This window comes from Streptomyces sp. CB03238 (assembly GCF_002099185.1).
GTDB lineage: Bacteria > Actinomycetota > Actinomycetes > Streptomycetales > Streptomycetaceae > Streptomyces.
This window is the reverse complement of the sequence record NZ_NBCN01000007.1, coordinates 1-15,516: the sequence shown is the minus strand read 5'-3', so window position 1 is coordinate 15,516 and position 15,516 is coordinate 1. Positions and strand designations below refer to the sequence as shown.

The following is a 15,516-nucleotide window of genomic DNA, read 5'->3' as shown; positions in this document are numbered from 1 at the left end:
ACCCGGTCGTGCACCGCGGGCCCGCGGGTCTCCGGGGCGCGGCGTCAGCCCCGGGGGGCCTCCTCCCGCGCAGGGGCGCGGCGCGCGCGGGGCAGCACCCGCAGCGCGTCGCCCATGTCGGCGACCTCCGTGACCTTCATGCCCGGGGGGACCTTGCCCGGGTCGACCGGGACCAGCGCATGGGTGAAGCCCAGCCGGTGGGCCTCGGCGAGGCGGCGCTGGACGCCCGTGACGCGCCGGACCTCGCCCGCGAGGCCGACCTCGCCGATGGCGACCAGGTTCTTGGGCAGTGGGGTGTCGCTGGCCGCCGAGGCCAGGGCCAGCGCGACGGCCAGGTCGGCGGCCGGTTCCGAGAGCTTCACCCCGCCGACCGTCGCCGAGTAGATGTCGCGCTTGCCGAGGGCGGTGATCCGGCCGCGCTGCTCCAGGACCGCCAGCATCATCGAGACGCGGGACGTCTCCAGGCCGGACGTGGTGCGGCGGGGCGAGGGGATCTGCGAGTCGACCGTGAGCGCCTGGACCTCCGCGACCAGGGGCCGGCGCCCTTCGAGGGTGACGGTCAGGCAGGTGCCGGGCACGGCCTCGGCGCGGCGGGTGAGGAAGAGGCCCGAGGGGTCGGCCAGCCCCGTGATGCCCTCGTCGTGCAGCTCGAAGCAGCCGACCTCGTCGGTGGCGCCGTACCGGTTCTTGACGCCGCGGACGAGGCGCAGCCGGGCGTGCCGGTCGCCCTCGAAGGACAGGACGACGTCCACGAGGTGTTCCAGCAGCCGGGGCCCCGCGATGGCGCCGTCCTTGGTGACGTGACCCACCAGGAGGGTGGACATGCCGCGCTCCTTGGAGGCGCGGATCAGCGCGCCGGCGACCTCCCGGACCTGCGCCATGCCGCCCGGCGCGCCGTCGATCTCGGGGGAGGCGACCGTCTGTACGGAGTCGAGGACGAGGAGGGACGGTTTGACGGCGTCCAGGTGCCCGAGGACGGCCGACAGGTCCGTCTCGGCCGCGAGGTACAGGTGGTCGTTCAGCGCGCCGATCCGGTCCGCCCGCAGCCGGACCTGGCTCGCGGACTCCTCACCCGTCACGTACAGCGTGCGGTGGTCGTCGCTCGCCGCCTTCGCCGCGACGTCGAGCAGGAGGGTGGACTTGCCGACGCCCGGCTCGCCCGCGAGGAGGACGACGGCGCCGGGCACCAGCCCGCCACCCAGGACGCGGTCCAGCTCGTCCACGCCGGTCGTCCGGGCGGCGGCCTGCCGGCCGTCGACTTGACCGATCGGGAGCGCGGCGGTGGAGACGCGCCCCGCGGCAGTGGTACGGACAGCGGGCGCGCCGTACTCCTCCACCGTCCCCCATGCCTGGCACTCGGGGCAGCGGCCGAGCCATTTGGCGGTCGTCCAGCCGCATTCGGTGCAGCGGTAGGAGGGCCTGTCCTTGGTGGATTTCGTACGGGCAGCCATGCGGACGACCGTAGCGGGCCCCACTGACAACGCCGCCCGCGCGGGGCTGGCGGGGCGACCGGGACATCAGGGACGTGGGTGGGTGACCGGCGCGGAATCTGCGCGTCCTGTCCCCTTTTGAGGGATACGTTCACCCGTAAGGATTAAAAGTGTGGAAGGGGTACGAAGGGTGTGCCCTCTACTGCCTACGGTCGCCGGGTGACAAGCAGCAGGCTGGAAACCCCCACGCACACCACCGGCGCACACCTGGCACCGCGCCGCGCGCCCCGGACCGGGCCGCGCACCCTGGCCCAGTGCCCGCCGGCGCGGTACGAGCCGTATCTGGACGGCCTGTTCACGTACTGCCTGTCCGTGCTGTGCGACCACGATGTGGCGACCACGGTGCTGGGCGACGTACTGGCCATCTCCGAGCGGCAGTTCGGGCGATGTCCCGGCGGCGACGCCGAGCGGAAGGCCTGGCTCTACGCGCTCGCCCGCTGGGCCTGTCTGCGCGAGCTCGGCGAACAACGGCGGCGCGGCAAGAGGCAGGGACAAGGGCAGGGCCAGGGGGCGTACGCGGGGCGGCCGGACGTGCCGTGCACCGACCCGCCCGTCCCCCCGGAGACCGCCGAACAGCGCCACCGCGAGCTGGCCCTGCTCGCCTGGCCCGAGGCCGCCGGCACCACGCCCGAGCAGCGCGAGGCGCTGGAACTGGCCGTACGGCACCAGCTCGCCGCACCCCAGGTCGCCGCCGTCCTCGGCATGGAGGCCTTCGCGGCCCGCGAGCTGCTGTCCGCCGCCGCCTGCGAGGTGGAGCGCACCCGCGCCGCGCTCGCCGTCGTCGAGACCGGTAGCTGCCCGGCCGTCGCCCGGCTCACCGGCGACAACCGGGTGCTGCTCTCCGCCGCCCTGCGCCGCGAGCTCGTCCGGCACGTCGACGACTGCCCGCTCTGCCGCCGCGCCGCCGAGCGCGCCGGGGCGGGCGGCCCCTGGCCCGGCTCGTCCGTGACCCCCGCGAAACTGCCGCTCGTCGAGGCGCCGCGGGCGGCGGCGTACGTCGCGATGCTGCACGTCCCGCGTGCCCGGTCGGGCGGCCCGCGGTTCGGGCGCGACGGCTTCCCTCTGGACCCCAAGGACCACGCGGCCCGCCGCGACCGGATGCGGGCGCGGGCGGTGACGACCACCGTCGTGGCCACCGTGGTCGCGGCGCCGGTGCTCGCCCTGTGGGCGGCGTACCGGGGCGCGCCGCTGACGGGCGAGGGGCACGACGGTTCGTCGGTCAGCGCGGCCGACGCCGAAGACCGGGGCGTGCGGGGGGCGGAGGGCCGCCCCGGCCCCTACGAGAACGCGGGCAGCGCCCGTACCGAACCCGGTGGCCGCCCCGCGCCCGGCGGCTCGCCGCACGTCTCCGTCGAGGTGATCAGCACCGGCACGCCCCCTCCGCCGGCCGCCCCCGGCCGCCCGGGCCCCGGCCGCATCACGGTCGCCGCGCAGCCGTCCGACGGCGACACCACGATGCTCACGCTCACCGCCTCGGGCGGCGCGCCGGTGGCCTGGTCCCTGTGGACCGACGCCCCATGGCTCTACGCGAGCCGCTCCTCCGGCATGCTCACCCCCGGGCAGTCGGTCACGGTGTACGTCTCCGTCGACCACACCCGCGAACCGGCGGGCGCCTGGACCGCCCGCGTCGGGGTCGACCCGGCGGGCGCGGTGGTGGAGATCGACGGCCGCGGCGCGTTCCGCCCGCCGTCCCGCCCCGGCCACGGCCCGCGCCCGACCCCGTCCATGCCGGCGACCACCCCACCGCCGTCCCAGGCCCCGGACCCGGACCCGGATCCGACGCCGACCCCGCCGCACACCCCACCACCGACGACCCCGCCGCCCTCGCCCGACCCCACGCCCTCGGACACCCCGCCGCCCACGGCGAGCCCGTCGACGGACCCGCCGCCGAGCTGACCGCGCCGGCTAGAGCGCCGGGTCCGCCGGGTGCGGGGCCACCAGCGGAAGCTGCGACGCCAGGCGGGCCTCGCACAGCTCGACCAGCACGTCGTACGCCGCCTTGCCCATCAGCTCCGTCAGCTCCGGGCGGTACGTCACGTACACCGGCTCCCCGGCCCCGTGCGCCGACGTCGCCGACGTGCACCACCAGTGCAGGTCATGGCCGCCCGGGCCCCAGCCCCGGCGGTCGTACTCGCCGATCGAGATCTGCAGCACCCGCGTGTCGTCGGGGCGGTCGATCCAGTCGTACGTACGCCGCACCGGCAGCTGCCAGCAGACGTCCGGCTTCGTCTCAAGCGGCTCGCGGCCCTCCCGCAGCGCCAGAATGTGCAGCGCACAGCCCGCCCCGCCCGTGAACCCCGGCCGGTTCTGGAAGATGCACGAGCCCTCCCAGCGGCGCGTCTGCCGCTCACCGTCCTCGTCGAGCTGTACCCAGCCGCCGGCGGACGTGCCCTCGTCGTGGAACTGCCACAGCTCCGGCGTGAGCCGTGCCACGTGCGACGCGACGCGCTGCTCGTCGTCCTCGTCCGAGAAGTGCGCGCCCAGCGTGCAGCAGCCGTCGGCCGCGCGCCCCGCCTGGATGCCCTGGCAGCCGCTGCCGAAGACGCAGCTCCAGCGTGACGTCAGCCACGTCAGGTCGCAGCGGAAGGCCTGCTCGTCATCGGCCGGGTCCGGGAACTCCACCCACGCACGGGGAAAGTCCAGTCCCTTTTCATCGGAAACATCCGGTACCGCGGGCTTCGCGGGCTTCGCCTTCTTCGTCTTTGGCACACACCAAGCGTATGCGCCAGGCGCAGTAGCGTTCAGGGCATGAGACTCGGAGTCCTCGACGTCGGTTCGAACACAGTGCACCTGCTGGTGATGGACGCCCACCCCGGCGCCCGGCCGCTGCCCGCCCACTCCCACAAGGCGGAGCTGCGGCTCGCCGAGCTGCTCGACGCGGACGGCGCCATCGGCGAGCACGGCATCGAGCGGCTCATCACCATCACCCACGACGCGCTGCGCACCGCCGAGGACAAGGGCTGCGAGGAGGTCCTGCCCTTCGCGACCTCCGCCATCCGCGACGCGGCCAACGCCGACGCCGTACTGAAGCGGGTCAAGGACGAGACGGGCGTCGACCTCCAGGTCCTCTCCGGTGAGGAGGAGGCCCGCCTCACCTTCCTCGCCGCCCGCCGCTGGTTCGGCTGGTCCGCCGGGAAGCTGCTGCTCCTGGACATCGGCGGCGGTTCCCTGGAGATCGCGTACGGGATCGACGAGGAGCCCGACGCGGCCGTGTCCCTGCCGCTCGGCGCGGGACGGCTCACTGCCGGCTGGCTGCCCGGCGACCCGCCGGACCCCGCCGACGTGAAGGCGCTGCGCCGCCACGTCCGGGCACAGATCGCCCGCACGGTCGGTGAGTTCGCCCGCTTCGGCAGGCCGGACCACGTCGTCGCCACGTCCAAGACGTTCAAGCAGCTGGCCCGGATAGCCGGCGCGCCGGGATCGGGCGAGGGTCTGTACGTGGAGCGGGTTCTGAGTCGTACGTCACTGGAGGAGTGGGTCCCCAAGCTCGCCGCCATGACCGCCGAACAGCGCTGCACCCTCCCCGGGGTCTCCGAGGGCAGGGCGCCGCAGCTGCTGGCGGGAGCGCTGGTCGGGGAGGGTGCGATGGACCTGTTCGGGGTCGAGGAACTGGAGATCTGCCCATGGGCCCTGCGCGAGGGAGTCATCCTGCGTCGGCTGGACCACCTCCCGACTCCCTAGCCGGTGCCCGTACTCTGTCCCTCGTGGCTGAAACGTCGGAATCAGTGGTGCGCATCCCGGATGCGAAGGTCGCCCTGTCGACGGCCTCGGTCTATCCGGAGTCGACGGCGACCGCCTTCGAGGTCGCCGCGCGCCTCGGCTACGACGGCGTCGAGGTCATGGTGTGGACCGACCCCGTGAGCCAGGACATCGAGGCGCTGCGCCGCCTGTCCGACTACCACCAGGTGCCCGTCCTCGCGATCCACGCGCCGTGCCTGCTGATCACCCAGCGGGTCTGGTCGACCGACCCGTGGGTGAAGCTGCAGCGCGCCCAGGCGGCGGCGGAGAAGCTCGGCGCGTCGACGGTCGTCGTCCACCCGCCGTTCCGCTGGCAGCGCCAGTACGCCCGGGACTTCACCGACGGCATCTGGCGGATGGCGAACGAGACGGACGTACGCTTCGCCGTCGAGAACATGTACCCGTGGCGCTACCGGGACCGCGAGATGCTCGCGTACGCGCCCGAGTGGGACGTCAGCAAGGACGACTACCGCCACTACACGATCGACCTCTCGCACACCGCGACCGCCCGCGTCGACGCCCTGGACATGGCGGGCCGCATGGGCGACCGCCTCGGCCACGTCCACCTCGCCGACGGGCGCGGCTCCGCGAAGGACGAGCACCTGGTCCCGGGGCGCGGCACGCAGCCGTGCGCCGAACTCCTGGAGCACCTGGCGCGTTCCGGCTTCGACGGCCATGTCGTCATCGAGGTCAACACGCGGCGCGCCATGTCCGCGGCCGAACGCGAGGCCGACCTGGCGGAGGCCCTGGCCTTCACCCGGCTCCACCTCGCGTCCTCGGCCCGCATCCGATGACCCCGCCCGCCGTGGCGCCGACGCGGCGTTGCGGCGGTGCACGGGTGCGGCGTTGCGGCGGTACGCCGGAGAAGCCGTCCCGCAGGGCCCCAGTGGGGCTGCTCGACGGGGCGCCGGTGCGGCCCCTCGACGGGGGGCCTGTGATCGCGCCCGGTGGGACTCCGACGGGGCCTTGCGGCGGGGCGCCTGTGAACGCACCCGGCGGGCCTGCGGCGCGGCGTTGCGGCGGGGGGCCTGTGATCGCGCCCGGTGGGACTCCGACGGGGCCTTGCGGCGGGGCGCCTGTGAACGCACCCGGCGGGCCTGCGTCGCGGCGTTGCGGCGGGGGGCCTGTGAACGCGCCCGGCGGGGCCCCCGTGCGGCCTCGCGCCGGTGCGCCGGAGAACCCGCCCGGCAGGGCCCCGGCGCGGCCGTCCCGCGGGGCGCCGACCCCGCTGCGCCGGGCTCCGGTGAGCGTCACGTGAGCGGCGTGCGCAGAGGGCGGGGCCGGCCGGCCAGGGGCGAGGGTGTCGAGGGGCCCGGGGCGCGGGAGCGCATCCTGGAGGCGGCCCGCGCCGAGTTCGCCGAGCGCGGTTACGACAAGACCTCCGTACGCGGCATCGCCAAGGCGGCGGGCGTGGACCCGGCCCTCGTCCACCACTACTTCGGTACGAAGGACGAGGTGTTCGCCGCCGCCATCGAGGTCTCCTTCGAACCCGCGCTGATCATCCCGGCGATCATCGGGGAGTCCACCGAAGGCATCGGCGAGCGGCTCGCCCGCTACTTCATCGGCGTCTGGGAGAACCCGGCCACCCGCGCCCCCCTCCTCGCCATCATCCGTTCCGCGCTCACCCACGAGGCCGCGGCGAAGGTGCTGCGCGGCTTCGTGCTGCGACGGGTGCTGGAGCGGGTGGCCGACGACCTCGACGTACCGAACCCGAAGTTCCGGGCGGAGCTGGCCGCCTCGCACATGATCGGCATCGCGGTCCTGCGGTACGTCGTGCAGGTGGAGCCGCTGGCGTCCGCGCACCCCGATGAGATCGTCGCCGTGGTCGCCCCGACGCTCCAGCGGTACCTGACCGAAGCGTGACCGAAGGCTGATCTCCTCGTCCCGGAATCCGGACGCCCTGTCCAGATCTTGGAGCTGGGGCGTACGCTCGAAGAGTCACATCTGTCTGAAGGAGCGAGCGACGATGCCCGAGCTGAGGTCCCGCACTGTCACCCACGGCCGTAATATGGCGGGCGCCCGCGCCCTTATGCGGGCCTCCGGTGTACCGGGCGCGGACATCGGCCGCAAGCCGATCATCGCCGTGGCCAATTCGTTCACCGAGTTCGTGCCGGGCCACACCCACCTCCAGCCGGTCGGCCGGATCGTCTCCGAGGCGATCAGCCAGGCCGGCGGCATCCCGCGCGAGTTCAACACGATCGCCGTCGACGACGGCATCGCCATGGGCCACGGCGGCATGCTGTACAGCCTGCCCTCCCGCGACCTGATCGCGGACAGCGTCGAGTACATGGTCGAGGCGCACTGCGCCGACGCCCTGATCTGCATCTCCAACTGCGACAAGATCACGCCCGGCATGCTGATGGCCGCCCTGCGCCTCAACATCCCGACGGTCTTCGTCTCCGGCGGTCCGATGGAGGCCGGCAAGGCCACCCTCGTCGACGGCACGGTCCGTACGCTCGACCTGGTCGACGCGATGTCGGACGCCGTCAACGACAAGATCTCCGACGCGGACATGCTCCGTATCGAGGAGAACGCCTGCCCGACCTGCGGCTCCTGCTCCGGCATGTTCACCGCCAACTCGATGAACTGCCTGGCCGAGGCGATCGGCCTGGCCCTGCCCGGCAACGGCTCGACCCTCGCCACCCACACGGCCCGCCGCGCCCTGTACGAGAACGCCGCCCGTACGGTCGTCGAGCTGACCGACCGCTACTACGCCCAGGGCGACGAGTCCGCCCTGCCGCGCAACATCGCCACCATGGCGGCCTTCGAGAACGCCATGGCCCTCGACATCGCCATGGGCGGCTCGACGAACACGATCCTGCACCTGCTGGCCGCCGCCCAGGAGGCGGGCGTCCCCTTCGGGCTGGAGGAGATCGACGCCGTCTCGCGCCGCGTGCCGTGCCTGGCCAAGGTCGCGCCGAACGTCGCGAAGAACCGCACGTACTACATGGAGGACGTGCACCGCGCCGGCGGCATCCCCGCACTGCTCGGCGAGCTGCACCGCGCCGGGCTGCTCAACGAGGACGTGCACTCCGTCCACAGCCCGTCGCTCGCCGACTGGCTCAAGACGTGGGACGTGCGCGGCGGCTCTCCGTCGGCCGAGGCCGTCGAGCTGTGGCACGCCGCCCCGGGCTGCGTCCGCTCCGCCGAGGCGTTCTCGCAGTCGGAGCGCTGGGACTCGCTGGACGTGGACGCCGCCGAGGGCTGCATCCGGTCCGCCGAGCACGCGTACTCCAAGGACGGCGGCCTGGCGGTCCTGAAGGGCAACCTGGCCGTCGACGGCTGCGTCGTGAAGACGGCCGGTGTCGACGAGTCGATCTGGACCTTCGAGGGCCCGGCGGTCGTCTGCGAGTCGCAGGAGGAGGCCGTCGAGAAGATCCTGCTGAAGGAGATCAAGGAGGGCGACGTCGTCGTCATCCGCTACGAGGGCCCCAAGGGCGGCCCCGGCATGCAGGAGATGCTCTACCCGACCTCGTACCTGAAGGGCCGGGGCCTGGGCAAGGCCTGCGCGCTGATCACCGACGGCCGCTTCTCCGGCGGTACGTCGGGCCTGTCGATCGGCCACGCGTCGCCGGAGGCGGCGAGCGGCGGCACGATCGCGCTGGTCGAGGACGGCGACCGGATCCGTATCGACATCCCGAACCGCTCCATCGAGCTGCTCGTCGACGACGCCACGCTGGCGGCCCGCCGCGAGGCGCTCGGCGGCGTGTACGCGCCGAAGAACCGCGACCGCAAGGTGTCGGCGGCGCTGCGGGCGTACGCGGCGATGGCCACGAGCGCCGACAAGGGCGCGGTCCGGGACGTCAGCAAGCTCGGCTGATCACCACCCCGACGGGTCGTCCGCCTTCACCGCGAAGACCGACCCGTCGGGCGCCGTCGCGAACACCGTGCCGTTCGCGACGGCGGGCGCGGGCAGCAGCGGCGCGAACGTGTACCGCCCGCCGTCCATGCGCGGCTTGGTCATCCCCAGCAGTACGCCGCGCTCGGCGTCCACGGCCAGCAGCCGCCCGTCGGCCGCCGCCAGGTGGACGTGCCCGCCCGCCACGACCGGGCGGGACGCCCGCGTCACCCCGGTCTCCAGGCGCCAGCGCTGCTTGCCGTCGCCCGTGGTGTCCACGGCGGCGAGCGAACCGCCCGACCCGATGACGTACACCGTCTCCCCCGCCATCACGGCCTGCGCCTGGTCGGCCGAGACCGTGAGGGGCACGCGCCGGGCGGTGCGGTCGGCCGTGTCCAGCGTGACGACCGCGTCGGTGTACAGGTCCGCGTCGGTCGACAGGAGCAGCAGCGCGTCCTTCGACGCCTGTACGGGGCTGAGGGCGCCGCTCATCCGCTTGGTCCACCGCACCCGCCCGCCATCCGCCGGGTCGACCGCGCTCACGAGCGTGGACGTCGCGTCGGGCGAGGCGGTTGCCGCGTACGCGACACCGTCCCCGCTCACCCATTGCGCGCCGGGCGCCGCGAGCCGCCGCTCGGTCCAGCGCTCGTCGCCGGTCGCGCCGTCCAGGGCGCGCACGGTGCCGTCCGCGGCCACGAGCAGCACGGTGTCGCCCGCGTGCAGGACGTTCGTGTACGCGGAGACGTCCGTGCTCCACCGGGTGCCGCCGGTGTCCGGGGCGAGCGCGTCGAGGCGGGCGCGGCCGGGGGTCACCACATGGACCAGCCCGCCGGAGAGCACGGGCGCGGCGCCCGCCTCGGCTCCTGCCACAGCCCAGGTGGTGGCCCCGTCGGCAGGGCTGAGGCGGGCCGCTTTGACGCCGGGGGCGGTGCAGTAGAGGGCGGCGTCCGCGGTGGTGCACAGAGGCGTCAGGTTCTCGCCGCCGCCGGTGCCCAGCGTGGTGGCCCAGGGGCGGAACTCCTGGGCGGGGGCGCTCCGGGCGGCGGTCGTGGACGGCTCGTCCGCCAGGCCGCCCCGCACCGCGACGACCCCGGCCGCGATCACGGCGGCGAGGACGGCGAGCCCCGCGGCCCAGCGCAGCCGGCGCCCACGCCGCACAGCCGCGCCCGAGCCCGTACCCGAACCCGCGCCCGCGCCCGCGTCAGCCCCCTGGTCCGCCTCCGGCTCCGCCCCGTCCCTCCGCTGCCCCGGTATGAACACCGGGGCAGCGCCGCCCTCCGGCTCACCGGCCCGCAACTCACCCATCAGCTCGTCCGCCGTGGGCCGCTGGGCCGGGTCCTTCGCCAGGCAGCGCCTCAGCAGCGGGACCAGGTCCTCCGGCACACCGGCCAGGTCGGGCTCGTTGTGGACGACCTGGTAGGCCACGATGTACGGGGAGTTCGAGTCGAACGGGCCGCGCCCGGTCGCCGCGTGGACCAGGACGGCGCCCATCGCGAACACATCGGCGGCCGGCCCCACATCGCGGGGCCGCTGGAACTGTTCGGGCGCCATGAACGGCGGCGTCCCGATCAGCTTCCCCGTCTCCGTCCGCAGATCGCTGTCCGCGGGCCGCGAGATCCCGAAGTCGATGACCTTCGGTCCGTCGGCGGCCAGCAGGACGTTGCTCGGCTTCAAGTCGCGGTGCACCACACCGGCCCGGTGGATGTCGCGCAGCGCCTCGGCGAGCCCGGCCCCGACCCTCCGCAGCTCCACGGAGCCCAGGCGGCCGTTCCGCTTCACCCGCTCCGACAGGGTCGGCCCGTCGATGAACAAGGTGGCCATCCAGGGCCGCTCGGCGTCCGGATCCGCGTCCACGACGGGCGCGGTGAACGCGCCGCTGACCCGCCGGGCGGCCATGACCTCCTGCCGGAAACGCGCCCTGAACTCGGCGTCCGCCGCATGCTCCGCGTGCACCACCTTCACCGCGAGCCGCAGCCCCGAGCCGGATCTGGCCAGGTGGACGACACCCATGCCGCCCGAGCCCAGGCACTCCTCCAGCCGGTACCGTCCTGCGTACTGCGGGTACTCCGCTTCCGGAACCGGTCCGGTACTGCGCAACGGCGGCATCGCCACCCCCGTGTGTGTTCGTCCGTGCGCGTCCCGCGTCCAGCGCGACGCACGGAGCCTAGTCGATGATGCGTGCGATGCCGCCAGGGCTTGCTAGCCTGCGCGCGGCGCGCGTGCACGGGGTACGCGCCTGGAACGGGGGAGGGCCACATGGCCATGGAAGAAGCCACGGCAGAAGCGACAGAAGCCGTCGAGACCGCGGCGTACGCCGTGAAGCGCTACCCGGTGGCGCCCGGCTACCGGATCAACGTACGCAGCGGCCCCGGCACCCAGTACAGCGTGGTGAAGGTCCTGGCCGAGGGCGTCCGCGTCCCGATCAACTGCCAGAAGCCCGGAACGACCGTCACCGGCCCGTACGGCACGTCCAACCTGTGGGACAACATCGCCAACGGCCAGTACGTGGCCGACGCCTACGTGAACACCGGCACCGACGGCTACGTCGCCGTGCGCTGCTCCTGACCGCTCCACGGCCCGCCCGGGGATAATCGACCCCGTGAGCGACCACACCAGCGACACCAACACCACCATCAGCACACCCGCCGGGCCGCAGCCCGAGCCCATCCGCTTCTTCGGCACGACCTGGGTCGGCCACGACGGCGGATACGGGCTGCGGCGCGCCGGTGTCGCCGTCGGCTCGCTCGCCTCCGCCGTGGCCGGGGCGTTCGTCCTCCGCTTCGCCTACGAGGGCCTGGCCGTCGCCGACGTCGGCGGCTTCGTCAACGCCCTGGTCGTCGTCATGTTCGCGGTGTGCACCGCCATCGCCTTCAGCAGGACCTGGCAGGGCTTCACCCGCCGCCCGGCCGACCCGGCCCGTGAGGACGCGCTGCGCAGCCTGAAGGCGATCGGCTTCATCGGCTCCCTCCTCGCGTACTTCCTCCGCTCCCTGACCGAAGCGCCCGGCGAGAAGCTGCTGCGCGCCGAGTACGAGACGGCCCTCGCCCGGTACGAGAAGCGCCGCTCCACCCGCGCGGGCAACCCGGCCGCCCGCAAGAAGAAGCCCAAGCGCCCCTAGGCCCCCCGGCGGGCATGCCCTGTCGCCGCGCACCTTGACGCCCTCCTCGCCCCAGGCCCATTATTCATCACATGGTGAATTTCTCTGGCTGTGCTGTCGAAGCCCGCGGCCTCACCGTCGTCCGCGGCACACGCACCGTCCTGCGCGGCCTCGACTTCGCCGTACCGCGCGGGCAGATCACCGGCCTCCTCGGCCCCTCCGGCTGCGGCAAATCGACCCTGATGCGCGCCGTCGTCGGCACCCAGGCCAAGGTCACCGGCACCCTGAACGTCCTCGGCCACCCCGCCGGCGACGCCACCCTCCGCGCCCGCGTCGGCTACGTCACCCAGGCCCCCTCCGTCTACGACGACCTCACCATCCGCCAGAACCTCGACTACTTCGCCGCCGTCCTCCTCCCCGGCCGCCACCACCGCGACGCCCGCGCCGAAGCCGTCACCCGCGCCATCACCGACGTCGACCTCACCTCACACGCCGACGCCCTCGCCGCTCACCTCTCCGGCGGCCAGCGCAGCCGCGTCTCCCTCGCCGTCGCCCTCCTCGGCACCCCCGAACTGCTCGTCCTCGACGAACCGACCGTCGGCCTCGACCCCGTCCTCCGCCGCGACCTGTGGAACCTCTTCCACCGCATCGCCGACGACCGAGGCGCCACCATCCTCGTCTCGTCACACGTCATGGACGAGGCCGAACGCTGCCACCGCCTCCTCCTCATGCGCGACGGCGAGATCCTCGCCGACGACACCCCCGAAGCCCTCCGCCGCCGCAACGACACCGCCACCGTCGAAGACGCCTTCCTCCACCTCGTCGACGCCGCCGACGCCCTCCAGGAGGCCCAGCGATGAACGTCTCCCGCACTCTCGCCACCGCCGCCCGCGTCCTGCGCCAACTGCGTCACGACCCCCGCACCATCGCCCTGATGCTCCTCGTCCCAGTCCTGATGATCACCCTCCTCCGGTACGTGTTCGACGGCAGCCCCGGCACCTTCGACTCCATCGGGGCCTCACTGCTCGGCATCTTCCCGTTGATCACCATGTTCCTGGTGACCTCGATCGCCACCCTCCGCGAACGCACCTCCGGCACCCTGGAGCGCCTCCTCGCCATGCCCCTCGGCAAGGCCGACCTCATCGCCGGCTACGCCCTCGCCTTCGGCCTGCTCGCCATCGTCCAGTCCGCGCTCGCCACCGCGGCGGCCCTCTGGGTGCTCGGCCTCGACATCACCGGTTCTCCCTGGCTGCTCCTCCTCGTCGCCCTCCTCGACGCGCTGCTCGGCACCGCCCTCGGCCTCTTCGTCTCGGCCTTCGCCGCCTCCGAATTCCAGGCCGTCCAGTTCATGCCGGCCGTGATCTTCCCTCAGCTCCTCCTCTGCGGCCTGTTCACCCCGCGCGACACGATGCAGCCGGCGCTCGAAGCCCTCTCCAACGTGCTGCCCATGTCCTACGCCGTCGACGGAATGAACCAAGTACTCCGGCACACCGACATGACCGCCGACTTCCTCCGCGACACCCTCGTCGTCGCCGCCTGCGCCCTCCTCGTCCTCACCCTCGGCGCGGCCACCCTCCGCCGCCGCACCGCCTGACCTCCGCCGTCGTCTCGTACCGCCCATCGGACACGCGCGCCCCACCGCCGCCCCCGGTGCGAGGATGGCGACACGTACCCCCACCGGCGAGGTGAACTTCAGCCATGACCCAGACCGTCGCAGTCATCGGTACCGGCAAGATCGGTGAAGCCCTGCTCAGCGGCATGATCCGAGCCGGCTGGCCCACCGCACACATCGTGGCCACCGCCCGCCGCAGCGACCGCGCCGAGGAGCTCCGAGCCCGGTACGGCATCGAGACCGTCACCAACGCCGAGGCCGCCAAGCGCGCCGACACGCTCATCGTGGCCGTCAAGCCGCAGGACATGGGCAAGCTCCTCGACGAACTCGCCCCCCACGTCGCCTCCGACCGCCTCGTCATCAGCGCCGCGGCCGGCATCACGACCGCTTTCATCGAAGAACGTCTCACCCCCGACACCCCCGTCGTACGCGTCATGCCCAACACCCCCGTCCTGGTCGACGAAGGCATGTCCGTCATCTCGGCCGGAAGCCATGCCACCGGCGACCACCTGGCCCACACCGAAGAGATCTTCGGCAGCGTCGGCAAGACCCTCCGCGTCCCCGAATCGCAGCAGGACGCCGCCACCGCTCTCTCCGGCTCCGGACCGGCGTACTTCTACTTCCTCGTCGAAGCCATGACCGACGCCGGCATCCTCCTGGGCCTGCCCCGCGCCCAGGCCCACGACCTGATCGTCCAGGCCGCCATCGGCGCCGCCGTGATGCTCCGCGACAGCGGCGAACACCCGGTCAAGCTCCGAGAGGCCGTGACCTCCCCGGCCGGCACCACCATCAGCGCCATCCGGGAGCTCGAGAAGCACGGCGTACGAGCCGCCCTGATCGCCGCCCTCGAAGCCGCCCGTGACCGCAGCCGCGAACTCGCCACCGGCAACGGCTGACCCCGCCGCCCACGCCCCACCGTCGGCCCCGCCCACCCCGGGGCCGACGGAGCCGACGGCGCCGCCCCACGTCACCCCGGCGGCAGCAGCCCCACGACCCGACAGGCATGGTCCACCACAGGCCGCGCGATCTCCCGCGCCCGCTCAGCCCCCTCTCTCAGCAGCTTGTCCACATATCCGGGTTGGGCCACCAGCACTCCACCACCGCCTCACCCACGTCCCTTTTGAGTGCGCCGTACGACTGATATACACCGGCCAACGCCTCCGGGTTCCCACCCCCGCACGCCACCAGCCCATCGAGCAGATAGACGATCCCGGCCCCCCGTTCCCGTGCGACTTGCCCATCTTTCCGCTCCGCGTGAGCTCCACGTGCTGCGCCTGGTCGTCACCCACCGGCACCTCATCCGCCACCGCCACCCGCGGCTGCCCTCCCGGAGGGAGAAACACGAACGGCCGCCGAGGCGGCGGCCGTTGAGTGCATGCGCGTCTGCCGGCCGCCGTCAGGCGGCCCACCACTGAGACGTGAACGCATGCGCTGTCATGCCGCGCGGCCAGGGCAGCAGGGCCGAAGTTGACACGGCTTTGCTCGGTCCGTACTGTTCTCCGGGTTGTCCGACGTGAGCACCGACCCCGGTCGGTCCCCGGACAGCCATTCCGCAAGAACCACTTCAAGCGAGCGACGTTCCGTCGCCCCGCTTTCCGTGCGCTTTTGCGAAATGAGGAATCCGCGTTCGAACGAGCGCAGCCCCGATTAGCGTCGGGGCCGAGGAATCCGCTAAAGTCTCACTCGTCGGAACGGCCCAACAGCCGGAAAGACACCCCCCGCTGACTGGGAATCAGGCCCG

13 protein-coding genes and 1 pseudogene are annotated in these 15,516 nt (G+C 73.3%); 10 read left to right on the top strand and 4 right to left on the bottom strand.

What is annotated here, in order from left to right; all coding sequences use genetic code 11:
* Nucleotides 1-44 precede the first annotated feature (44 nt).
* Entirely contained in the window at nt 45-1,451 is a 1,407-nt protein-coding gene (radA, locus tag BKD26_RS13165; RefSeq protein ID WP_073757016.1) for a DNA repair protein RadA, read from the bottom strand.
* A gap of 198 nt (nt 1,452-1,649) precedes the next feature.
* On the opposite strand from radA, the gene BKD26_RS13160 reads away from it, so the two are divergent.
* Nucleotides 1,650-3,386 carry a hypothetical protein gene (locus BKD26_RS13160; RefSeq protein WP_084898032.1) on the top strand — a complete coding sequence of 579 codons (1,737 nt, stop codon included), beginning with the start codon at nt 1,650-1,652 and terminating at the stop codon, nt 3,384-3,386.
* Nucleotides 3,387-3,395: 9 nt separating this feature from the next.
* Here the strand turns inward: BKD26_RS13160 and BKD26_RS13155 are convergent, their stop codons facing one another.
* Nucleotides 3,396-4,199: a hypothetical protein gene (locus tag BKD26_RS13155; protein ID WP_084898031.1), complete on the bottom strand. Its 804-nt coding sequence runs from the start codon at nt 4,197-4,199 to the stop codon at nt 3,396-3,398.
* Nucleotides 4,200-4,238: 39 nt separating this feature from the next.
* Between BKD26_RS13155 and BKD26_RS13150 the strand changes: the two genes are divergently transcribed.
* The 4 genes from BKD26_RS13150 (at nt 4,239) to ilvD (ending at nt 9,048) form a co-directional block, all read left to right on the top strand.
* Nucleotides 4,239-5,171, top strand: a complete 933-nt coding sequence (locus tag BKD26_RS13150; protein WP_084898030.1) for a Ppx/GppA phosphatase family protein — start codon at nt 4,239-4,241, stop codon at nt 5,169-5,171.
* Nucleotides 5,172-5,194: 23 nt separating this feature from the next.
* Nucleotides 5,195-6,022 (top strand): sugar phosphate isomerase/epimerase, encoded by an 828-nt coding sequence (locus BKD26_RS13145; protein ID WP_241518625.1) that lies wholly within the window; start codon nt 5,195-5,197, stop codon nt 6,020-6,022.
* Between the two features lie 460 nt (nt 6,023-6,482).
* Nucleotides 6,483-7,091, top strand: coding sequence for a TetR family transcriptional regulator (locus tag BKD26_RS13140; RefSeq protein ID WP_084898028.1), 609 nt, complete (start codon nt 6,483-6,485; stop codon nt 7,089-7,091).
* 103 nt (nt 7,092-7,194) lie between these two features.
* On the top strand, nt 7,195-9,048 hold the full coding sequence (ilvD, locus tag BKD26_RS13135; protein ID WP_084898027.1) for a dihydroxy-acid dehydratase: 1,854 nt from the start codon (nt 7,195-7,197) through the stop codon (nt 9,046-9,048).
* Here the strand turns inward: ilvD and BKD26_RS13130 are convergent, their stop codons facing one another.
* Nucleotides 9,049-11,172 (bottom strand): serine/threonine-protein kinase, encoded by a 2,124-nt coding sequence (locus BKD26_RS13130; RefSeq protein ID WP_084898470.1) that lies wholly within the window; start codon nt 11,170-11,172, stop codon nt 9,049-9,051. It abuts the gene before it with no gap.
* A 150-nt stretch (nt 11,173-11,322) separates the two neighbouring features.
* Between BKD26_RS13130 and BKD26_RS13125 the strand changes: the two genes are divergently transcribed.
* The 5 genes from BKD26_RS13125 (at nt 11,323) to proC (ending at nt 14,671) form a co-directional block, all read left to right on the top strand.
* Nucleotides 11,323-11,631, top strand: coding sequence for a hypothetical protein (locus BKD26_RS13125; protein ID WP_084898026.1), 309 nt, complete (start codon nt 11,323-11,325; stop codon nt 11,629-11,631).
* Between the two features lie 34 nt (nt 11,632-11,665).
* Nucleotides 11,666-12,184 (top strand): hypothetical protein, encoded by a 519-nt coding sequence (locus tag BKD26_RS13120; RefSeq protein WP_084898025.1) that lies wholly within the window; start codon nt 11,666-11,668, stop codon nt 12,182-12,184.
* A gap of 71 nt (nt 12,185-12,255) precedes the next feature.
* On the top strand, nt 12,256-13,023 hold the full coding sequence (locus tag BKD26_RS13115) for an ABC transporter ATP-binding protein (protein WP_084898024.1): 768 nt from the start codon (nt 12,256-12,258) through the stop codon (nt 13,021-13,023).
* Complete coding sequence (locus BKD26_RS13110) at nt 13,020-13,757, top strand: ABC transporter permease (RefSeq protein WP_084898023.1); 738 nt, start codon at nt 13,020-13,022, stop codon at nt 13,755-13,757. Before BKD26_RS13115 ends, BKD26_RS13110 begins: the two co-directional genes overlap by 4 nt.
* A gap of 104 nt (nt 13,758-13,861) precedes the next feature.
* Nucleotides 13,862-14,671, top strand: coding sequence for a pyrroline-5-carboxylate reductase (gene proC / locus BKD26_RS13105; RefSeq protein ID WP_084898022.1), 810 nt, complete (start codon nt 13,862-13,864; stop codon nt 14,669-14,671).
* Between the two features lie 71 nt (nt 14,672-14,742).
* Here proC and BKD26_RS41265 read toward each other — a convergent pair.
* Nucleotides 14,743-15,076 (bottom strand): annotated as a pseudogene (locus BKD26_RS41265) (tryptophan--tRNA ligase); the annotation flags it as partial.
* Nucleotides 15,077-15,516 lie beyond the last annotated feature (440 nt).

Excerpts from the sequence above, each read along its gene's own strand:
- ilvD (WP_084898027.1), top strand. The coding sequence starts at position 7,195 with ATGCCCGAGCTGAGGTCCCGCACTGTCACCCACGGCCGTAATATGGCG.
- radA (WP_073757016.1), bottom strand. The coding sequence starts at position 1,451 with ATGGCTGCCCGTACGAAATCCACCAAGGACAGGCCCTCCTACCGCTGC.
- BKD26_RS13125 (WP_084898026.1), top strand. The coding sequence starts at position 11,323 with ATGGCCATGGAAGAAGCCACGGCAGAAGCGACAGAAGCCGTCGAGACC.
- BKD26_RS13115 (WP_084898024.1), top strand. The coding sequence starts at position 12,256 with ATGGTGAATTTCTCTGGCTGTGCTGTCGAAGCCCGCGGCCTCACCGTC.
- BKD26_RS13110 (WP_084898023.1), top strand. The coding sequence starts at position 13,020 with ATGAACGTCTCCCGCACTCTCGCCACCGCCGCCCGCGTCCTGCGCCAA.
- BKD26_RS13130 (WP_084898470.1), bottom strand. The coding sequence starts at position 11,172 with ATGCCGCCGTTGCGCAGTACCGGACCGGTTCCGGAAGCGGAGTACCCG.
- BKD26_RS13150 (WP_084898030.1), top strand. The coding sequence starts at position 4,239 with ATGAGACTCGGAGTCCTCGACGTCGGTTCGAACACAGTGCACCTGCTG.
- proC (WP_084898022.1), top strand. The coding sequence starts at position 13,862 with ATGACCCAGACCGTCGCAGTCATCGGTACCGGCAAGATCGGTGAAGCC.